The following is a 19,352-nucleotide window of genomic DNA, read 5'->3' on the forward strand; positions in this document are numbered from 1 at the left end:
CCGCCTTCACAACGACAGATGCGCGTCGCGGATATCCGGACGCGCGTCGAGCTCGGCCATGGTGCCGCCGAAGCAGATGCGGCCGCGCTCGATGATGTAGGCGCGATCGGAAATCAGCCGCGCGAAATGCAGGTTCTGCTCGGAGACGACGATGCTGACGCCCTCCTTCTTCATGGTCAGGATGGCATCGACCATCTGCTCCACGATCTTCGGCGACAGGCCCTCCGAGGGCTCGTCCAGCAGCACCAGCGAGGGATTGCCCATCAGGGTCCGCGCGATGGTGAGCATCTGCTGCTCGCCGCCGCTCATGCGGCCACCCGGACGGTTCTTCATCTCACCGAGATTCGGAAACAGCGCGAACAGCTTCTCGCGGGTCCAATGCGGCGCGTTGGGCCGCCTCGGCTGGCGGCCGACCTCGAGATTCTCCTCGACGGTCAGGTCCGTGAAGATCCGCCGCTCCTCCGGAACATAGCCGAGGCCCTCGCGCACGATCTCATGTGTCGGCTTCGCCGAGACATCCTTGCCTTCGAACGTGATGCGGCCGGAGCGCTGCGCGACGAGGCCCACGATCGAACGAAACGTCGTCGACTTGCCGGCGCCGTTGCGACCGAGCAGCGCCACCACCTCCCCCTCGCCGACTTCGAAGCCGACGTCGAACAGAATATGGGCCGGACCGTAATGACTGTTGAGGTCTTGCACCGTCAGCTTCATGCCGAAGCTCCCTCGCGGTGGCGGGCGTCGTAGACGAGCCCCTCGCCGAGATACACGGCCTGCACCTGGGGATTGCCACGCACCTCCGCCGGCGTGCCTTCGGCAATCAACGTACCCCGATTGAGCACGATGATGCGGTCGGCATGCTCGAACACCACGTCCATGTCATGCTCGGTGAAGAGCACGCCGATCGATTTTTCCCGCGCGATGCTCGCGGTCAGCCGCATCAGATCGACGCGCTCGCGCGGCGCCATGCCGGCCGTGGGTTCGTCCATCAGCAGCAGCTTCGGCTGGTTGGCGAGCGCCACCGCGAGTTCGAGCCGCTTGAGATCGCCATAGGCAAGCTCGCCGCAGGGTCGGTCCGCATAGCCGCCCATGCCGACCAGCTCGAGCAGACGGCCGGCCTCGCCGCGGTCGAACTTCGGCGCCGAGCCGAACAGATTGAACAGCTGCTTCCCGTGCGAGATCAGTGCGACCTGCACGTTCTCGCGCACGGTCATGGTGGCGAAAGTCGCAGTGATCTGAAAGGTGCGCCCGACGCCGAGCCGCCAGACCTCGCGCGGCTTCCGTCCCGTGATCTCCTCGCCGAACAGGCGGACATGGCCGCTATCCGGGATGTTCTGGCCGTTGAGCATATCGAAACAGGTGCTCTTGCCCGCACCGTTCGGCCCGATCAGAGCCAGGATCTCGCCGGCACGCAGCGAGAACGAGACGCCGCGCACGGCATGGATGCCTCCGTAGGATTTGGTGAGGCCCTCGACGGCGAGAAGTGGGGGTGCAACGTTCATTCGGCAGACTCGATCGGCTTGGCGAGCAAGGGAGACCCCGGCGGCGATGCTTTCCTGCGGCGCTGCGCCAGCATCTCCAGCATGCCGACGATGCCCTTGGGGAAGACGACGACGATCAGCACGATGAAGCCGCCGAGCACGAGCTTCGACAGATCGGTCTGGCTCACCAGCCAGATGTTCAAGGCCTTGTAGACGATGGCGCCGATCACCGCGCCCGACACCGTCTCGACGCCGCCGAGCAGCACCATGACCAGCGCATCGACCGACAGCGAGATGCCGAGATTGTCCGGGAAGACGCTCCCTTTGAGGTAGGCGAACAATGCGCCGCCGATGCCGGCCGTCGTGCCTGCGATCACGAAGGCGGTCCACTGGATGCGCTTGGCATCTATGCCTATGGCCTCACTGCGCAGCAGCGAGTCGCGCGTGGCACGAAGCGCATAGCCGAACGGCGAGAACACCATCGCCCGCAGCGCGACCGTCACCAGCGCTGCAACACCGAGCGCCAGCCAGTAGAAATGCGACGGGCTCGCCGCCCAGCTCGAGGGCCAGAGGCCCAGAATGCCGTTGTCACCGCCGGTCACCTCCACCCACTGAAAGGCGATCGACCACACGATCTGAGCGAAAGCGAGCGTCAGCATGGCGAAATAGACGCCGGAGAGCTGCACGGCGAAGAAGCCGAATACGGCGGCGCCCATGCAGCCGAGCAGCGGGCCGAGCAACAGGCACACGATCATCGGCAGTCCCGCCATTTTTGCCAGGAACGCGATGCCGTAGGCGCCGAGCCCGAAATAGGCGGCGTGGCCGAAGGACGCGAGGCCGCCGACCGACATCAGGAAATGCAGGCTGACGGCGAAGATCACGAAGATCGCGATCTCCGAGCCGACCGTCAGCAGATAATTGCCGGCGAACAGAGGCAGGGTCGCCGCAACGACGAGCGCAGCAAGCGCCATCAACCTCTCGTTCGACGTCAGCGGCCGCCAGGGATTGACGGTGAGGCCCGGCGTCTTGCGCGCGGCCGCCTCCGGCTTGCCGAACAGGCCCCAGGGGCGAACGATCAGCACCACCGCCATGACCAGGAAAACGAGAATGATCGATATTTTCGGAAAGATCAGGATGCCGAAGGCATTGAGCTCGGAGACCAGCACCGCCGCAACGAAGGCGCCGACGATGCTGCCGAGCCCGCCGATCACGACCACGACGAACACCTCGACGATGATGCGCAGGTCCATGGCGTGATGCACGGCATCGCGCGGGATCTGGAGCGCGCCGCCGAGGGCTGCGAGGAAAACGCCGACGGCAAACACCGACGTGAACAGCCATTTTTGGTTGACGCCGAGCGCGGCAACCATGTCGCGGTCCTGCGTTGCCGCCCGCACCAGCACACCCCAGCGCGTGCGCTGGAACAGAAGCCAGAGAATGCCGAGCACGACCGGTCCGAGCACGATCAGGAACAGGTCGTAGGTCGGGACGTTCTGTCCGAAGAAATCGATCGCGCCTCTGAAGCCGGGCGCGCGGCGGCCGACGAGATCGTCAGGTCCCCAGATCAGGACGACGAGATCCTCCACCATCAGAGTCAGGCCGAATGTCGCGAGCAGCTGAAACAGCTCCGGCGCATGGTAGATGCGGCGGAGCAGCACCATCTCGACGATGACGCCGATCACCGCCACCGCGAGCGCCGCGAGGAGGATCCCGCCCCAGAAGCCGAACGCGCCGGAAAGCCGTTCAGTGAGCGAGAAGGCGATGTAGGCGCCGATCATATAGAAGGCGCCATGCGCGAAGTTCACGATGCGCGTCACGCCGAAGATGATCGACAGGCCCGAGGCCACCAGAAACAGCGACGCTGCGCTGGCGAGACCGGTCAGAAACTGTACGACGTAAAAGGCCATCGGCGGTCCGGTTGGTTGGATCTCAGGTGTTGGGCTTCATCGTTCGAGACGGCGCTCCGCGCCTCCTCGGGATGAGGTCCCAGGACCTTCACGGTGAGGAACGCGGCGGCGCCGCGCGCCTCGAACCGTGAAGGCCCGGGTCCCTTTCGTATCAATCCTTCGGACGCAGCTTCGCGACTTCGGCATCGCTGGGCAGATAGTCCCCGCCCTTCTTGTAGGCCGAATCCACCATCACGCCCTTGCCGTCCTTCAGCGCCGTCTTGCCGACAAAGGCGCCGAGGGTCGACTGATGATCGATCTTGCGGAACGTGATCTCGCCGAACGGCGAGGGCATCGACAGCCCCTCCGCCGCGGCGATCATTTTCTCCGGATCGGTCGAGCCCGCCTTGGCGAGGATCGCCGCTGCCGCCTTGATCGTCTGATAGCCGACGATCGAGCCGAGGCGCGGATAGTCGTTGTACTTGGCCTGGTACGCCTTCAGGAACGCATCATGCTCCGGCGTCTTGATCGAGTACCAGGGATAGCCGGTGACGATCCAGCCCTCGGGCGTCTCGTCCTTGAGCGGGTCGAGATATTCGGGCTCGCCGGTCAGGAAGGAGACGACCTCGCGCCCCTTGAAGAGGCCGCGGGTGTTGCCTTCGCGCACGAACTTGACGAGATCCGCGCCGAAGGTGACGTTGAGGATCGCTTCGGGATTGGCGGCGGCAACCGCCTGCACCACCGGGCCGGCGTCGATCTTGCCCTGCGGCGGCCATTGCTCGTCGACCCACTGAATGTCCGGGCGCTTCTCCGACATCAGCTTCTTGAACACCGCGACCGCCGACTGGCCGTATTCGTAGTTCGGCGCGATCGTGGCCCAGCGTTTGGCCGGCAGCTTCGCAGCCGCCTCCACCAGCATCGCCGCCTGCATGTAGTTGGATGGACGCAGGCGGAAGGTGTACTTGTTGCCCTTGGACCAGGTGATCGCGTCCGTCAGCGGCTCGGCCGCGAGGAAGAACACTTTCTTCTGGTTGGCGAAGTCGCTGACGGCGAGGCCGATATTCGACAGGAACGTTCCGGCGAGCATCGCGACACCTTCGCTCGAGACGAGCTCGTTGGCCGCGGTCTGCGCATCGGCCGGCTTGCCGCCGTCATCCTTGGAGATGACGACGAGCTTCTTGCCGTTGATCCCGCCGGCCGCGTTGACTTCCTCGACCGCGAGCTGCCAACCCTTGCGATAGGGCTCGGTGAACGCCGGCAGCAGCGAATAGCTGTTGATCTCGCCGATCTTGATGTCCTGCGCCAGGGCCGAATGAGCCATGCCGCCCGCCAGAAACGCGAAAGCCGCGCCGACGATGATATTTCTTGCTCGCATCCCAACCTCCAGTTTGAACTTCTTTACGTATCCTATCTCAGACCGTCTTCGCCCTTGATCTCCGCGACCGTCAGCCCGCCGACGCGCGGCAGCGGACGGCCGCTGTCGGTGACCGCAACCGCGACCATGATCTCGTTGGCGCGCGGCGCATCGTTGATCTGTACCTCCATGCCGTCGAAATGGCTGCGGACGAAGGCTGCGTCCTTGTGCCCCAGCGGGATGTCCAGCGTCGTACCCGGGCCGCTGCGCTTCTTCGACGAGGGAATCAGCGCCGCACCCTTGCCCAGCACTTTGCGTACCGGCGCGCCCATCTTGGGGTGGAGGATCGCGGCGGCATGCTCCAGCTCGCCATTCTCGCCGACGGCAGCCGCCTTGCCGTAGCTCTGTGCCTTGGCGCCGTCGATACCGAGCGCGGCCACCGCGCGCTTCGACAGGAGCTCTCCGAGCTCCTCGCCGATGGCGATCAGCGGCGAGAGATCCTCGACGTACTTTCCGGCAAATGGATTCTCGATCACGGCGATCGCAGCCGCACGCCGCGTCGGCGGCGAGACTTGCCGGCCCATCTCCATCTGCGTCTCTTCGACGACGGTGACGATCTTGCGGATGATCGCGCTCATGTTTTGCTTCCTTGAGCTCTTCCCTGTTCAGACATGAACCGCATTCTCCGGCTGACGCGGGAGCGATCCCTGCCGTTCAATGTCTTTCGGTCCGATGACAAGCATATCACCACAAAGCTGCAGCACGGCACCCTCGATCAGTCCGCGATCGAACAATTGTCGTGCACATTCCGCGCCAGATTCGAGCGCGACGGCGACGTCATCGTGCGACAACTCACCAACGTCGCGGGTGACGAGGCGCGGGCCCAGATCGCTGTCGGGCTGAAGCTCGTTCGCAGGCCTGCGGATGACGGCGCGATGCCCGGGGAGGTCAACGGCATTGGCGATCACCGTCGCAGCCGCATCGGCCCGCGACGCCGTCGCCGCCAGCACCGTCACCGCGTCGGCGATCCCGAGCGAAAAGCTGCGGCCCCGGCGTCCGCTGGTCGCGATGCCGCGCACCGGATCATCCGCCTCGATCCGCATCGTCCGCATCACGCCATCGCGATCAGGCCGATCCATAAAGCCGACCGAAAAAGACTCACCGCCGCCGAGATGAAGCGCGATGTCGCCGCCATTGTTGACATAGGCGCGATCAAGCGTCGCAGCACGCAGCATTGCGGCCAGAATCTCCTCCGCCACGCTGCCGGCAACTGCCGCCATCGGCGTGATGAAGCAATCAGCGGCATAGGGCGCCACAGCGGAGTGCATGCGACGCGCGACGACGCCCTGCAGCGACGTCCGATCCGCCGCAGCCATCCGCAAATCCGCCAACTCGGCGCAGAGCTCGTCCAGCAGTCCGGTGAACCGGTGCACCGCGGCCTCATAGGCGGAGCGCACCTCGCCTGCAGCTCCCCTCGCCTCCGCGATCAGATCGATCGGTCCATCCTGCAAATGCAGCCGCCGGCCATCAGACAGCAATGCGATTTGCGGGCGTCTCATCATGTCCGGCGCCCCGGAATCGGATGATGCCAGGGCAACTGGCGGATATCGTCGCCGTTCTGCACCTCGGCAAGCGGCTTCACATAGTCCATGTGTCCGCCGAGCGCGGCATAGTCGGACAGCTTCAGCGTGAACTCGATCGGCGCGACCAGGGCCGGTGTCGGCACATAGCCGAACGCGCCTGAAGGCATCTGCGTCACATCGACCATGTAGGTGATGCCGCCGCCGGGCCAGACATAAACCGGTGCGCCGCCGCTGGTGACTCGCGTCAGCGCATCCTTCACCGAACGGGTCAGCCGCACCGGATTGTCGGTGACACCCGCGCGCAGCGAGCCGCCCGCGCCGGCCATGAACAGCACGGTGCACAGCGCCGGCTCGCAATTCTCCTGGATGCGCTCGACCGAAAACTTCAGGTCGGCCGGCATCTCGGTCTCGACCGGCCTCAAGGCATCGTCGAGCACGTAGTAGGACGAATGCTCACCCGTGGTGGAGACCATCAGCATGGTCAGGCCGGGCTTTGCTTCCTTGGGATCAAACGGCCCGAGGATCGAGAGCGGGTCGGATATGTCGGTGCCGCCCCAACCCGTGCCGGGATCGGCGACCTGGAAATAGCGGCCGGGCGTCGAACGCCGGCCCTTCATCTTGATGCCGGTATCGGCGATGTCGAGCAGCTTGCCGGCCTGATGCTCGCTGAGCACGCCGGTGATGTGGTCGTCGACCACGACGACCTCGTCGACCTTGCCGTGCCACTGCTTTGCGAACATGCCGATCGTCGCAGAGCCGCAGCCGACGCGCATACGCTCTTCTTTCACGCCGTTGACGATCGGGGGCTGCCCGGCCTGCACCACCACCGTGGCGCCGCCGTCGATGGTGAGCTCGACCGCCTTGCAATTGGCGAGATCCATCAGCGTGTCGCAGGTGATGCGACCTTCCTTCTTGGAGCCGCCGGTGAGATGATGCACGCCGCCGAGCGACAGCATCTGCGAGCCGTATTCGCTGGTGGTGACGTGGCCGACCGCCTCCCCTTGCGCGCGCACAGTCGCAGTCTCCGGCCCGAGATAGCGGTCGGTGTCGATCTTCACCTTGACACCGCAATAGGAGAAGATGCCCTCGGTAACCACAGTCACCATGTCGACGCCGTCGACCTCTGCGGAAACGATGAACGGCGCCGGCTTGTAGTCGGGATAGGTCGTTCCCGCGCCGATCGCTGTGACGAAGGTCGAGGGTTCGTGGACGATCTTGCCGTCCCAGTCCTCGGTGCGGCTGAACGGGACCAGCTTGCCGCCATGCGAGACGGTGCGCTCCAGGATGACGTGCGGATCGACGCGGACGAGCTTGCCGTCGTGGTTGGCATAGCGGTCGCAAGCCCCCGCCGCGCCCGGCTTGATATAGCACATCACCGGACACGCATCGCAGCGGATCTTGTCGATGACGGCGCTCGTCGTTTCTGTCACCATGTCGGAGGCGGACACTTCGGTTATCATTCGTATACGAACGATGTTGCGCGCGGTCCCCCGGGGCTGTCAAGCGGCGGTGCAGCGCAAAAGATGCCACTGCCGTATAAAACCTCATTTGCCTATCCGCTCTGTCCACAAACAAGGCAATCGCGCTGCAGTGCGGAATGCGCGGCTTGCACGTTTGTGTACAAACGGTATCGTCGCGTGGTCGAATTTCCGCGATTGCATAATCTTGGTTTGGGAACGAGCATGACGCAGGCATCGATCCGCCTCACCGTGAACGGCAGGATCCACGAGGTCACGGCAGAGCGCCAGACGCCGCTGCTCTATGTGTTGCGCAACGAGCTCGCGCTGAATGGCCCGAAGTACGGTTGCGGCCTCGGCGAATGCGGCACCTGTACTGTCCTGATCGACGGCGCGGCGGCGCGCTCCTGTGTGATCCCGGTGAGCGGCTGTGAAGGCCGCGACATCGTGACGCTCGAAGGCCTCGGCACCCGCGAGAGACCCGACCTCGTGCAGCAGGCCTTCATCGACGAGCAGGCTGCGCAATGCGGCTACTGTCTCAACGGCATGATCATGACCACCAAGGCGCTGCTCGCCATCAACCCGCGGCCGACCGAGCAGGAGGCGCTGGCGGCGCTACGCTACAATCTTTGCCGTTGCGGCACCCATGTCGAAATCCTGCGCGCGGTGATGCGCGCATCGGGCCAGATCGTCGAGGCCGCGGACTGATGGCCTCCCCTGTTTCGAACGGAGCTGAGCGGCCATCGGGCTCGCTCGTCGTCGCCCGTACCGTCGACGAGGTCACGTCCGAGACCTTCGTCCGCATCACTGCGGATGGTTCGGTCACGGCCTATAATGGCCACGTCGATCTCGGCACCGGCATCCGTACCGCGCTTGGCCAGATCGTCGCCGAAGAGCTCGACGTCTCCTTTGCGCGCGTCGTGATCGTGCTCGGCGACACGTCGGTGGTGCCGAACCAGGGCGCGACGATTGCGAGCGAAACCATCCAGATCACGGCCGTCCCTCTGCGCAGGGCTGCAGCGCAAGCGCGGCATTTCCTGATCGCACGCGCAGCAGAACGCCTGGAGCTGCCGGCCGCCGACCTCAGGATCGAAGACGGCCTCGTGCGCGGCCGCGACAACCGCAGCATCAGCTATGGCGAGCTGATCGGCGACGAGACGATCCGGCTCGAGCTGGCCGACGATGTGCAAGTCAAGCCGGCCGACGATTACTCCATCGTCGGCCAGTCGGTGCCGCGCGTCGATCTGCCCGCCAAGGCGACGGGCGAGCTGACCTTCGTCCACGACATCCGAGTGCCCGGCATGCTCCACGGGCGTGTCGTGCGCCCGCCCTATGCGGGCGTCGACGCCGGCCCGTTCGTCGGCACCAGCTTGCTCGCGGTCGACGAATCCTCGGTCCGCGGCATTCCTGGCCTCGTGGCCGTGGTGCGCATCGGCGATTTCGTCGGCGTCGTCGCCGAGCGCGAGGAGCAGGCCATCCGCGCAGCGGAGCAGCTCAAGGTGAGCTGGAAGCCGACGCCCACCCTGACCGATCTTGCCGACGTCGAGACCGCGCTCCGCGCCAATCCGTCGACTCCGCGCACGCTGATCGACAAGGGCGACGTCGACCAGGCGATCGCGGGCGCGGCCAAGCCGATGCAGCGCACTTACGTGTGGCCGTATCAGATGCATGCGTCGATCGGTCCATCCTGCGCGGTCGCGGATTTCCAGGAAGGCAATATCCGGGTCTGGTCCGGCACACAGAACCCGCATGTGCTTCGCGGCGACCTTGCACTTCTGATCGAGCGGCCCGAGAGCGAGATCGAGGTGATCCGGCTGGAGGCTGCGGGCTGCTACGGCCGCAACTGCGCCGATGACGTCACCGCCGACGCGCTGTTGCTATCGCGCGCGGTCGGACGGCCGGTGCGCGTGCAATTGACTCGGGAGCAGGAGCACGCCTGGGAACCCAAGGGCACCGCGCAGCTCATCGACGTCAATGGCGGACTGGACGCCGGTGGCGGCATTGCCGGTTACGATCTGGCCACGCGTTACCCCTCAAACGCTGCGCCGACCTTGGCGCTGCTGCTGACGGGACGCATATCGCCGGAACCGGCGGTGCTTCAGATGGGCGACCGCACCGCGATCCCACCCTACGACTACGATCACATGCGTGTCGTTGCCCATGACATGCCGCCGATCGTGCGCGCCTCCTGGATTCGCGGCGTGTCCGCGCTGCCGAACACCTTCGCCCACGAATCCTACATCGACGAGGCCGCAACGGAGGCCGGCGTCGATCCGATCGAATACCGCCTGCGCTATCTCAAAGACCCGCGCGCGATCGATCTCGTCCATGCGGTCGCCGAACGTGCGGGGTGGAAACCACGTCCGGTACGCGAGGAGAAGGACGGCGAGGTCGTGCACGGGCGCGGCTTTGCCTATGCGCTCTACGTGCACAGCAAGTTTCCCGGTTATGGCGCGGCGTGGTCGGCCTGGGTCGCCGACGTCGCGGTGAACAAGACCACCGGCGATGTCAGCGTCACGCGCGTCGTTGCGGGGCAGGATTCCGGCCTGATGATCAATCCGGACGGCGTGCGCCACCAGATCCAGGGCAATGTCATTCAGTCCACCAGCCGCGCGCTGATGGAGGAAGTGTCGTTCGAGCGCGGCGCGGTGGCGGCGCGGGAATGGGGTGCCTATCCGATCATCCCCTTCCCCGACGTTCCCAAGATCGATGTCCTGATGCTGCCGCGTCAGGACCAGCCGCCGCTCGGCGTCGGCGAATCCGCCTCGGTGCCGAGCGCGGCGGCGATCGCGAACGCGATATTCGACGCCACCGGCGTACGGTTTCGCGAGCCGCCGTTTACGCCCGAGCGCATCTTGAAAGGGCTGCATGGCGACAGGCCGGCGACGCCGCAGGCCCTGCCCGCACCGGCCGCGCCGCCACCGTCTCGGATCTGGACAAATCCCTTCGCCAAGCGCGCCGGCGTCTTCGCTGCGGTTGCGGCCCTGTGCACCGCTGCGATCGGGATTGGCGCAGCACTGCTTCCGGGACGAGCCATCGCACCGATCTCGCGACCGGATGCATCGGTCTATTCCGCGGCAACGATTGCGCGCGGCCAGCAGCTTGCTGCGCTCGGCAACTGCGCGGAGTGCCACACCAGCCTTGGCGGAGCGGTCAACGCTGGCGGCCGCGCACTGGAGACGCCCTTCGGCACGATCTACGCAACCAACATCACACCCGACGTCGAGACCGGCATCGGCGCGTGGTCCTATCCCGCCTTCGAACGCGCGATGCGCGACGGATTGCATCGCGACGGGCGCCAGCTCTATCCCGCCTTTCCCTACACGCATTTTGCGAAGACAAGCGACGCCGACATGCAGGCACTCTACGCCTACTTGATGGCTCAGCCTTCGGTGCGCGCGACGCCCCCCGCAAACGCGCTCAAATTCCCGTTCAATCTCCGTCCGCTGCTGGCAGGCTGGAATGCGCTGTTTCATCGGACGCGCGAGTTCAAGCCCGATCCCGCGAAGTCGGAAGCCTGGAATCGCGGCGCTTATCTGATCGAAGGTCTCGGCCATTGCAGCGCCTGCCATTCGCCCCGCAACGCGCTCGGCGCCGAGCAGCGCGAGGCCTATCTCGCCGGCGGTTTTGCCGAGGGCTGGGAAGCGCCGCCCCTGACCTCGCTCTCGCATGCGCCGATCCCGTGGAGCGAGGATGAGCTCTTTGCTTATTTGCGCACCGGCCATTCGCGCTATCACGGCGTCGCGGCCGGCCCCATGGCGCCGATCGTGAAGGATCTCAAAGCCCTGCCCGACCAGGACATCCGTGCGATGGCCGTCTATCTCAACTCGTTCAACGATAGGGCCATGGGGACCCAGGACGCACTTGCCGCGAAGCTCGAGAGCGGGACGCAGGTCGCCGTCGCCGCATCCCCCGGCGCGCGCCTCTACCAGGGTGCGTGCGCGGTCTGCCACGAAGTCGGCGGTCTGCCGCTGTTCGGCACCAGGCCTTCGCTCGCGCTCAACAGCAATCTGCACAGCAGAACGGCGGACAATCTCGTGCAAGTCATCCTGCACGGCATTGTCGAGCCCGTCTCCAGCGACCTCGGCTACATGCCGGCGTTCAGGAACAGCATGAGCGACACGCAGGTGGAGGAGCTCGTCACGTTCCTGCGCCGGCAGTTTGCACCCGACAAACCGGCGTGGACCAACGTGCGCGAGACGATCGCGCGCCTCCGATCATCGGCACATTAGTTCAGGCGTGCTTCTCCACCTCCACCGGCGGCGTGCCGTGGGTGTGAAAGGATTCGATCGTCTTCAGTCCCCAGGCCTGGCCCTTCTTGCGCTCCTCTTCGGTCCACACGATCGGCTTCCAGTCGGGCGCGAGGATGAGACGCGCACCGGCATTGGCGACCTCGACACGGTTGCCGCCGGGCTCGTAGACATAGAGGAAGAAGGTCTGCTGGATCGCGTGCTTGTGCGGACCGGTCTCGATGTGCACACCGTTCTCGAGAAAGATATCGGCGGCGCGCAAGATCTCTTCGCGGCTGTCGAGCGCGTAGGTGACGTGGTGGAAGCGGCCGGGCACGCCGGAATGGTCGAGCGAATAGGCGAAATCGTAGCTCTTGTTCGACATGGTCAGCCACATCGCGGCTTCACGACCGTCGTTGAGCACGATTTGCTCGGTGAGCCGGCAGCCGAGATAGTTCTCGAAGAACTCGCGGTTGGCCTTGATGTCGACGGCAAGGCAGTTGAGATGGTCGAGCCGGCGGACGTTGACGCCGCGGGCCGGAAAGCGCTGCGCCTGGTTCTTCAGCGCGGGCTTGAGCTCCGGCGGTGCCTGATACCATTCGGTCTCGTAGTAGAGCTCGACGATATGGCCGTCGGGATCGCGGCAGCGGAAGGTTGGCCCCTGCCCCATGTCGCCGTCGATCCAGCCGATGTCGAAGCCAGAGCCCTTGAGCGCGGCGACCCGACGCTCCAGCGCCTGCTGGCTGCGTGCGCGCAGCGCCATGTGGCCCATGCCCGATGTCTTCGAAGCCGTGAGCTTGAGCGAATAGCGTTCGTAATCGTCCCAGCCGCGCAAGTAAACCGACTCGCCCTTTTGCCCGCTGACGGTCATGCCCATGACGTCGACGAAGAATTTGAGGCTCTCATCAGGCTTGGGCGTCAACAGCTCCATATGGCCGAGATGAGCGAGATCGAGGATCGGTTCGGGCTGCATGATTCCTCCAGGGATGTGGCTGCTATCCGCCTGACGGACGTGAGGCGCAGGGCCCGGTCGGCGCCGAGGACCGCGATTTGATTTGTACTAATGTACAAATCATTAGGTCCCGTCAACAAATCGACCATCGCGCGAGCGGCGCCCGGTGGCCCAAGGGCGCCTTCCGAGCGGACTGCAGCCTGCCCGAATGGTAAAATCTTCCCTAAGACCGTTATGGGGCAACGGGCGAGAAATGCAGCAATTTCCGGGCACTTACGCTCCTAAGTGTGCATTGGCCACAAAGCTCCCGACTGAATTACCGCAGATTTAACGAAGCCGCCGCGCCCGGCGTTTAACCGTTTGTGCAGCGACAGCCGCGCATAGTCGGAGCGAATTCGTTGCTCTTGCTGGGTCCACTCATCGTGACATCCTTTGGACGTGTGATTTCGGTTCGCGGATCGCTCGCCCGGGTCGGGTTATTGGCGGCAAGCCAAATGCCGATCTCGGAGGTTCGGGCGACCGTCGGCCGCTTCGTCAGCATTCGTTGCGCCAGCTCGGTCATCGTCGCGATGATCACTGAGGTCTCCTGCGAGAACCTGTCGAGCTCCGACGGCTACATCGCCATTGCCTCGGTCGATCTGCTCGGCGAGATCCTCAACGCCGCGGACAAGGCCAAATTCCAGCGTGGCGTCACCAACTATCCGACGATCGGCGACGCCGTCGACCTGATCACCAGCCAGGAGCTGCGCACGATTTACGCGCCGACGGGGTCGGACCAGATCAATGTCGGCTTCCTCCAGCAGGATCGCTCCGTCGTCGCCTATGTCGACGTCGAGGAAATGCTGTCCAAGCACTTTGCGGTGCTGGGATCGACCGGCGTCGGCAAATCGACGGGCGTCTCGCTGCTGCTCAACGAGATCCTGAAGGCGCGGCCGAACCTGCGCATCTTCCTGCTCGACGTTCACAACGAATATGGCCGTTGCTTCGGCGACCGCGCGCTGGTTCTCAACCCGCGGAACCTGAAGCTGCCGTTCTGGCTGTTCAACTTCGAGGAGATCGTCGACGTGCTGTTCGGCGGTCGCGCCGGCGTGCCGGAGGAGCTCGACATCCTCGCTGAGGTGATTCCGCTCGCCAAGGGCGTCTACACCCAGTACCAGAACGCCGACCGCATCGGTCTCAAGCGCATCGATCCCAAGCAGATCGGCTACACCGTCGACACGCCGGTGCCCTATCGCCTCGTCGACCTGCTGTCGCTGATCGACGAGCGTATGGGCAAGCTCGAGAACCGCTCCTCGCGCATCATCTATCACAAGCTGATCTCGCGTATCGAGGCCGTGCGCAACGACCCGCGCTACGCCTTCATGTTCGACAACGCCAATGTCGGCGGCGACACCATGGCCGAGGTGATCAGCCATCTGTTCCGCCTGCCAGCGAACGGCAAGCCGATGACGGTGATGCAACTCGCCGGCTTCCCGGCGGAAGTCATCGATTCCGTCGTCTCGGTGCTCTGCCGCATGGCCTTCGATTTCGGCCTGTGGAGCGACGGCGTCTCACCGCTGCTGTTCGTCTGCGAGGAAGCCCACCGCTATGCCTCCGCCGACCGCAACATCGGCTTCGGGCCGACCCGCAAGGCAGTGTCGCGCATCGCCAAGGAGGGACGTAAATACGGCGTCTATCTCGGCCTGATCACGCAGCGTCCGGCAGAGCTCGACGCGACCATCATCTCCCAGTGCAACACGCTGTTCACGATGCGCCTTGCCAACGATCGCGACCAGGCCTTGCTGCGCGCCGCGGTGTCGGACGCCGCCGCGAACCTGCTCTCCTTCGTGCCCTCGCTCGGCACGCGCGAGGTGCTGGCCTTCGGCGAAGGCGTCGCACTGCCGACGCGCTTGCGCTTCAAGGAGGTGCCGCCGCATCAATTGCCGCGCGGCGAAGCCACCATCTCGAGCGTGCCCTCCGTCACCTCCGGCCATGACATGCATTTCGTCAGCGCCGTGCTCGAGCGCTGGCGCGGTGCCACATCGCAGCGCGACGTGCCGAACGATCCGGTGTTCTCGGCACCGCCGGCGAAGACGATGTCCAGCGTCGAAGCCCCGATGCTGCAGCCATCGATGGGCCTTGATCCGGACCGCTTCTCGCTGCTCAAGAAGCCGCTGCGGTAAGGCAACGGTCGATCCGATACCGTCATTGCATCGGCCACCAGATTGAGCCTGCAGGCCGCATCGAGTATGGTTTCCGACCCCCAGCCGGAATCCATGCCATGACAAAGACCGCCCCGCAGCGCTTCCCCGCACCCGCCCTCGATACACTCCCCGACGACATCCGCACGCGGCTTCTCGCCGTGCAGGAGAAGAGCGGCTTCGTGCCGAACGTGTTCCTGACACTGGCCTATCGTCCCGACGAGTTCCGCGCCTTTTTCGCCTATCACGACGCGCTGATGGAGAAGGACGGCGGCCTCACCAAGGCCGAGCGCGAGATGATCGTGGTGGCGACCTCTGCGGCCAACCAGTGCCAGTATTGCGTGATCGCCCACGGCGCGATCCTGCGCATCCGCGCCAAGAACCCGCTCATCGCGGACCAGGTCGCGGTGAACTACCGCAAGGCCGACATCACGCCGCGGCAGAAGGCAATGCTCGACTTCGCGATGAAAGTCTCGACCGAGGCGCAGCGCATCTCCGACGACGATTTCGCAGCGCTCGCCCCGCACGGCTTCAGCAACGACGACATCTGGGACATCGCCGCGATCTCCGCCTTCTTCGCGCTGTCGAACCGGCTGGCGAATTTCACGGGCATGCGTCCGAACGACGAGTTCTACCTGATGGGACGCCTGCCGAAGACATGATCGACACGCAATGACAGAGCTGGACTGGCCCGAAATCCTGCTGCGCCTCGGCAGCGCGACGCTCGCCGGCAGCGCAATCGGCCTCAATCGCGACCTGCATGGCAAGCCGATCGGACTGAAGACGCTCGGCATCGTCGGGCTCTCTACCGCAACGGTCGTGCTGCTCGCGGTCGCGTTCGCCGAGCCCGGCGGGATCACCGATGCGGCGAGCCGCGTGATCCAGGGCATTCTCACCGGTATCGGCTTTCTCGGCGCCGGCGTCATCGTCCACGAGAGCGACCGCTTTCGGGTGCGGGGCCTCACCAGCGCGGCCTGCACCTTTCTCGCCGCCTGTGTCGGCATTGCCTGCGGCGCCGGGCAGTGGAAGATCGTCCTGGTCGCGCTCGCCTTTACCTTCGTGCTGCTCACGATCGGCCGCCGCGTCGAACGCTGGCTGCATCGAGCCCTCGGCGGCAAGGAAGATCCGCAACGGACAGAGACCTTGCCGCAGACGGATTCCCGAGGGAGCGGCTAGAACCGAAGCCGGCGGCCCCACAACGGCTTGAGCAGTTCGAGCGCCGTAAGCACCAGCAATCCCGCGCCGAGCGTGATCATCAGGTCCACCAGGTGCAGGGGACCGAAACGAAAGAGACCGGACGCGGGCGGCCAGAACAGAGCCGTGGCGAGCACGAACGCAATCGAGAGAAATATCCACAGCAGCGCCGGGTTGGGGCGGAAGAAGGCAGACAAGAAGGAGGCGCTGAAGGACCGGTTGACCAGCACCAGCGCGATCACGCAGACGACGAGCGTGATGAATGCGATCGTGCGCGCCTCATCGGGCGGAAGCCCGGAACGAATCGCTCCGACGAAGATCGCGGCGATCAAGGCGAACGCCATGGCGCCCTGCAGGACGCTCCAGCCGATCAAGGGCCACGAGAACAGCTCCGCATCGGCCCGTCGCGGCGGGCGCTGCATGACGTCGCGCTCCTCCCGCTCGGCTTCGAACACCAGCGAGCATACGGGGTCGATGATCAGCTCCAGAAAGGCGATGTGAACCGGGCCGAGAACCAGCGGCAGCCCGAAAACCAGGGGAAGCAGGGCAAGCCCGGCGATCGGAACGTGGACGGCGAAAATGAAGGCCATGGCCTTGCGCAGATTGTCGTAGATCCGGCGTCCCAGCCGGATAGAGGCGACGATGGAGCTGAAATCGTCGTCGAGCAGGACGATCGAGGATGCCTCGCGAGCGACGTCGGTGCCGCGGCCGCCCATCGCGATCCCGATATGCGCGGCTTTCAGGGACGGCGCGTCATTGACGCCGTCGCCCGTCATCGCCACGATCTCGCCGCAGCGCTTCAGCGCCTGAACGATCCGCAGCTTTTGCTCCGGCAGGACGCGCGCGAAGACGTTCACGTTTCTGACGAGCGCATCGAGCTCGCCGTCGTCCGCAAGCTTGATCTGCTCGCCAGTCACGACTTCGTTGACATGGAGTCCCGCCTGCCCGGCGATCGCCATGGCGGTCGCCGGATAGTCGCCCGTGATCATGACGACGCGAATGCCGGCCGAGCGGCATTCACCCACCGCCTCGGGAACGCCCGGACGAAGCGGGTCGGCCAACCCCACCAAACCGATGAAGCGAAAGGCGAAGCCTTCCTGGGACGGCGGCAGGTCCTCGCCGTGGTAGGTTGCGGCGGCCACGCCGAGCACGCGAAGACCATTCTTCGCCATCACCGCGACCGCATCCCGCATCGCCTCCTGATCCGCACCATCCAGCTTACAGAGGTGCGCGATCGCCTCGGGGGCGCCTTTCGCCGCCGCGACGAGGCCCTTCTGATGCGACCAACGCCAGACCTGGGTCATCGCCAGCAGTTCGGGGCGCAGGCCGTAGCTGCGTACCAAGGTCCGAGCGTCCGCGGCCTCGTCGTCCTGCGGGAGACCTGCATGCACGAATGCGTGCAGCGCCTTCTCCATGGGATCGAACGGTTCCGGCGAGCTTGCCAGAACGCTGCAACGCGCCAGTTCGAAAAACTCTGTTCTTACGGGAGCCGCCTGCGAGGACCCAGCCCGCATATTTACGCCGTCGCGCAACCTCAGCTCCGCGACCGACATCCGGTTCTGCGTCAAGGTGCCGGTCTTGTCGGTACAGAGCACCGTCGCCGAGCCAAGCACCTCGATCGCTGCGGCGCGACGCGTCAGCACGCGCGCCTTGGAGATGCGCCAGGCGCCCATGGCCATGAACACCGTCAGGACGACGGCAAACTCCTCGGGAAGCATGGACATGCCGATTGCGATGCCCCCGAGCAACGCCTGCAGCCAATCTCCGCGCAACATTCCATAGAGCAGGACAGCGGCAAGGCTGATCGCCACGCCGCCGAGAAAGCAAAGCCGAACGAGCCGGGCAGTCTGCTGCTGCAGCCGAGGCGGCTCCGGCCGCAAGCCATGCAGCGACAATCCGATCTTCCCGATCTCGCTGCGGGGCCCGGTGGCCTCGACCTCGGCCAGGCCCTCACCTCGTACGACGAGTGAGCCCGAATACACGAATGGCTGGTCGTCACCGCCCGGGCGATGATCGGTCGATGCCGCTTCCGCGGGCGGCATCTTGGCGAGCTGCTTGCGAACGGGCACCGACTCGCCGGTTAGCAGCGACTCGTCGACAGCCAGATCTCGCGCACTGACAAGCATGGCATCTGCCGGAACCCGATCGCCCTCGGAGAGGACGAGGAGATCGCCACGGACGACTTCCCGCCCTGCGATCCGCCGGCGTTCCCCGTCCCTGACCACGAGCGCTCGCGGACTGGTCAGCTCTCGCAAGGCTTCCAGCACACGTTCGGTGCGGGTCTCCTGCACGATGGTGATCACGACGGAGATGGCCCCGAACACGAGCAGAAGCAGTGCCTCGCGGAGATCGCCGAGCAGGAGGTAGACCAGCCCGCCGCACAGAAGGAGCGCGAGCATCGGTTCGCGCAGCACCTCCAGAACGATGCGCAGTGGAGTGCGCCGTTCGGACCGGGGCAGTTCGTTGTAACCTTCCTGTTGTAGCCGTAGCCGGGCCTCGGCTTCGCTCAGCCCGGCTAAACTGCCGCGTTCTACCTCACTCACGTCTTCCGCCGCAGGCTCCAGAGACTTCCAACGCCCACGATAGCGGTCACGAGCAAAATCGCAACGAAGGTCTGGATGATCGTGAAGTTCAGCGCATCACGCGCGACGAACAGTGCGGTGACCGCGCCGGCGATGATGAACAGGAGACGAAAGATGATGCTCATGGTCATGTCCCAGTCAGCATGACCTGTAGCCCTCCCGCCCCCGCGTCGGGGCGTATCGCTGCTTCCGTAATCATGCAGGCGCACGATAGCCGCCGACGCCGCCGCGAACTTGCGGAAGATCAAGCGTGTTCGGGCCGCCGTACCGCTAGCGCTTTGCCATCGCCTCGAGCGCCGGGGCAAACCGCTCGGCAAATGTCAATGTTCGGGCGTGGTGAACTGCGGCAAACGAGGCGGAGATGCCTGCTGAGGCGACGGCGAGCACGGCAATGACAAAAATCAGACGGCGCATTTCGGCCTCCTGTATGAGCTCGATAACCATAGATGGGACGGCC

16 protein-coding genes are annotated in these 19,352 nt (G+C 65.1%); 5 read left to right on the forward strand and 11 right to left on the reverse strand.

Features of this window, described 5'->3' with window-relative positions; all coding sequences use genetic code 11:
* Positions 1 to 6: 6 nt before the first annotated feature.
* The 7 genes from ASG57_RS04525 to ASG57_RS04555 all read right to left on the reverse strand — a co-directional run bounded on the left by ASG57_RS04525 (position 7) and on the right by ASG57_RS04555 (position 7,734).
* Positions 7 to 711 carry an ABC transporter ATP-binding protein gene (locus ASG57_RS04525; protein ID WP_024338305.1) on the reverse strand — a complete coding sequence of 235 codons (705 nt, stop codon included), beginning with the start codon at positions 709 to 711 and terminating at the stop codon, positions 7 to 9.
* Positions 708 to 1,499 (reverse strand): ABC transporter ATP-binding protein, encoded by a 792-nt coding sequence (locus tag ASG57_RS04530; RefSeq protein ID WP_024338306.1) that lies wholly within the window; start codon positions 1,497 to 1,499, stop codon positions 708 to 710. The genes ASG57_RS04525 and ASG57_RS04530 overlap by 4 nt, the downstream gene beginning before the upstream one ends.
* Positions 1,496 to 3,385, reverse strand: coding sequence for an ABC transporter permease (locus tag ASG57_RS04535; RefSeq protein WP_024338307.1), 1,890 nt, complete (start codon positions 3,383 to 3,385; stop codon positions 1,496 to 1,498). The genes ASG57_RS04530 and ASG57_RS04535 overlap by 4 nt, the downstream gene beginning before the upstream one ends.
* A gap of 151 nt (positions 3,386 to 3,536) precedes the next feature.
* Positions 3,537 to 4,739, reverse strand: a complete 1,203-nt coding sequence (locus ASG57_RS04540; RefSeq protein ID WP_024338308.1) for an ABC transporter substrate-binding protein — start codon at positions 4,737 to 4,739, stop codon at positions 3,537 to 3,539.
* A gap of 32 nt (positions 4,740 to 4,771) precedes the next feature.
* The gene (locus ASG57_RS04545; RefSeq protein WP_024338309.1) at positions 4,772 to 5,356 is read right to left on the reverse strand and encodes an amino acid synthesis family protein; all 585 of its coding nucleotides are present in this window, start codon (positions 5,354 to 5,356) and stop codon (positions 4,772 to 4,774) included.
* Positions 5,357 to 5,383: 27 nt separating this feature from the next.
* On the reverse strand, positions 5,384 to 6,280 hold the full coding sequence (locus ASG57_RS04550) for a UPF0280 family protein (protein WP_024338310.1): 897 nt from the start codon (positions 6,278 to 6,280) through the stop codon (positions 5,384 to 5,386).
* A complete protein-coding gene (locus ASG57_RS04555; RefSeq protein WP_024338311.1) occupies positions 6,277 to 7,734 on the reverse strand; it encodes a hypothetical protein in 1,458 nt (485 codons plus the stop codon). The genes ASG57_RS04550 and ASG57_RS04555 overlap by 4 nt, the downstream gene beginning before the upstream one ends.
* A gap of 249 nt (positions 7,735 to 7,983) precedes the next feature.
* On the opposite strand from ASG57_RS04555, the gene ASG57_RS04560 reads away from it, so the two are divergent.
* Complete coding sequence (locus tag ASG57_RS04560) at positions 7,984 to 8,466, forward strand: (2Fe-2S)-binding protein (RefSeq protein WP_024338312.1); 483 nt, start codon at positions 7,984 to 7,986, stop codon at positions 8,464 to 8,466.
* On the forward strand, positions 8,466 to 11,990 hold the full coding sequence (locus ASG57_RS04565) for a molybdopterin cofactor-binding domain-containing protein (protein ID WP_024338313.1): 3,525 nt from the start codon (positions 8,466 to 8,468) through the stop codon (positions 11,988 to 11,990). The genes ASG57_RS04560 and ASG57_RS04565 overlap by 1 nt, the downstream gene beginning before the upstream one ends.
* 1 nt (position 11,991) lies before the next feature.
* On the opposite strand, the gene ASG57_RS04570 is transcribed toward ASG57_RS04565, so the two are convergent.
* On the reverse strand, positions 11,992 to 12,960 hold the full coding sequence (locus tag ASG57_RS04570) for a catechol 2,3-dioxygenase (RefSeq protein WP_024338314.1): 969 nt from the start codon (positions 12,958 to 12,960) through the stop codon (positions 11,992 to 11,994).
* Between the two features lie 401 nt (positions 12,961 to 13,361).
* On the opposite strand from ASG57_RS04570, the gene ASG57_RS04575 reads away from it, so the two are divergent.
* The 3 genes from ASG57_RS04575 (at position 13,362) to ASG57_RS04585 (ending at position 16,295) form a co-directional block, all read left to right on the forward strand.
* Complete coding sequence (locus ASG57_RS04575; protein WP_028145841.1) at positions 13,362 to 15,101, forward strand: ATP-binding protein; 1,740 nt, start codon at positions 13,362 to 13,364, stop codon at positions 15,099 to 15,101.
* 98 nt (positions 15,102 to 15,199) lie between these two features.
* Positions 15,200 to 15,781, forward strand: coding sequence for a peroxidase-related enzyme (locus ASG57_RS04580; protein ID WP_024338316.1), 582 nt, complete (start codon positions 15,200 to 15,202; stop codon positions 15,779 to 15,781).
* A gap of 10 nt (positions 15,782 to 15,791) precedes the next feature.
* Entirely contained in the window at positions 15,792 to 16,295 is a 504-nt protein-coding gene (locus ASG57_RS04585; RefSeq protein WP_024338317.1) for an MgtC/SapB family protein, read from the forward strand.
* Here ASG57_RS04585 and ASG57_RS04590 read toward each other — a convergent pair.
* From ASG57_RS04590 to ASG57_RS37540, 3 genes are all read right to left on the reverse strand, one after another.
* Positions 16,292 to 18,856 (reverse strand): cation-translocating P-type ATPase, encoded by a 2,565-nt coding sequence (locus ASG57_RS04590; protein ID WP_024338318.1) that lies wholly within the window; start codon positions 18,854 to 18,856, stop codon positions 16,292 to 16,294. The two genes, ASG57_RS04585 and ASG57_RS04590, sit on opposite strands and share 4 nt — an antisense overlap.
* Positions 18,853 to 19,020: a hypothetical protein gene (locus tag ASG57_RS38575; RefSeq protein WP_196232361.1), complete on the reverse strand. Its 168-nt coding sequence runs from the start codon at positions 19,018 to 19,020 to the stop codon at positions 18,853 to 18,855. The genes ASG57_RS04590 and ASG57_RS38575 overlap by 4 nt, the downstream gene beginning before the upstream one ends.
* 145 nt (positions 19,021 to 19,165) lie before the next feature.
* Positions 19,166 to 19,339 (reverse strand): hypothetical protein, encoded by a 174-nt coding sequence (locus ASG57_RS37540; RefSeq protein WP_155248335.1) that lies wholly within the window; start codon positions 19,337 to 19,339, stop codon positions 19,166 to 19,168.
* Between the last annotated feature and the right edge of the window lie 13 nt (positions 19,340 to 19,352).

This window comes from Bradyrhizobium sp. Leaf396, from assembly GCF_001424605.1.
GTDB lineage: Bacteria > Pseudomonadota > Alphaproteobacteria > Rhizobiales > Xanthobacteraceae > Bradyrhizobium > Bradyrhizobium japonicum_C.

Coding starts and splice junctions, on each gene's coding strand:
- ASG57_RS04525 (WP_024338305.1), bottom strand. CDS start 711: ATGAAGCTGACGGTGCAAGACCTCAACAGTCATTACGGTCCGGCCCAT.
- ASG57_RS04560 (WP_024338312.1), top strand. CDS start 7,984: ATGACGCAGGCATCGATCCGCCTCACCGTGAACGGCAGGATCCACGAG.
- ASG57_RS04580 (WP_024338316.1), top strand. CDS start 15,200: ATGACAAAGACCGCCCCGCAGCGCTTCCCCGCACCCGCCCTCGATACA.
- ASG57_RS04585 (WP_024338317.1), top strand. CDS start 15,792: ATGACAGAGCTGGACTGGCCCGAAATCCTGCTGCGCCTCGGCAGCGCG.
- ASG57_RS04540 (WP_024338308.1), bottom strand. CDS start 4,739: ATGCGAGCAAGAAATATCATCGTCGGCGCGGCTTTCGCGTTTCTGGCG.
- ASG57_RS04545 (WP_024338309.1), bottom strand. CDS start 5,356: ATGAGCGCGATCATCCGCAAGATCGTCACCGTCGTCGAAGAGACGCAG.
- ASG57_RS04530 (WP_024338306.1), bottom strand. CDS start 1,499: ATGAACGTTGCACCCCCACTTCTCGCCGTCGAGGGCCTCACCAAATCC.
- ASG57_RS38575 (WP_196232361.1), bottom strand. CDS start 19,020: ATGAGCATCATCTTTCGTCTCCTGTTCATCATCGCCGGCGCGGTCACC.
- ASG57_RS04570 (WP_024338314.1), bottom strand. CDS start 12,960: ATGCAGCCCGAACCGATCCTCGATCTCGCTCATCTCGGCCATATGGAG.
- ASG57_RS04550 (WP_024338310.1), bottom strand. CDS start 6,280: ATGATGAGACGCCCGCAAATCGCATTGCTGTCTGATGGCCGGCGGCTG.
- ASG57_RS37540 (WP_155248335.1), bottom strand. CDS start 19,339: ATGGTTATCGAGCTCATACAGGAGGCCGAAATGCGCCGTCTGATTTTT.
- ASG57_RS04565 (WP_024338313.1), top strand. CDS start 8,466: ATGGCCTCCCCTGTTTCGAACGGAGCTGAGCGGCCATCGGGCTCGCTC.
- ASG57_RS04535 (WP_024338307.1), bottom strand. CDS start 3,385: ATGGCCTTTTACGTCGTACAGTTTCTGACCGGTCTCGCCAGCGCAGCG.
- ASG57_RS04555 (WP_024338311.1), bottom strand. CDS start 7,734: ATGGTGACAGAAACGACGAGCGCCGTCATCGACAAGATCCGCTGCGAT.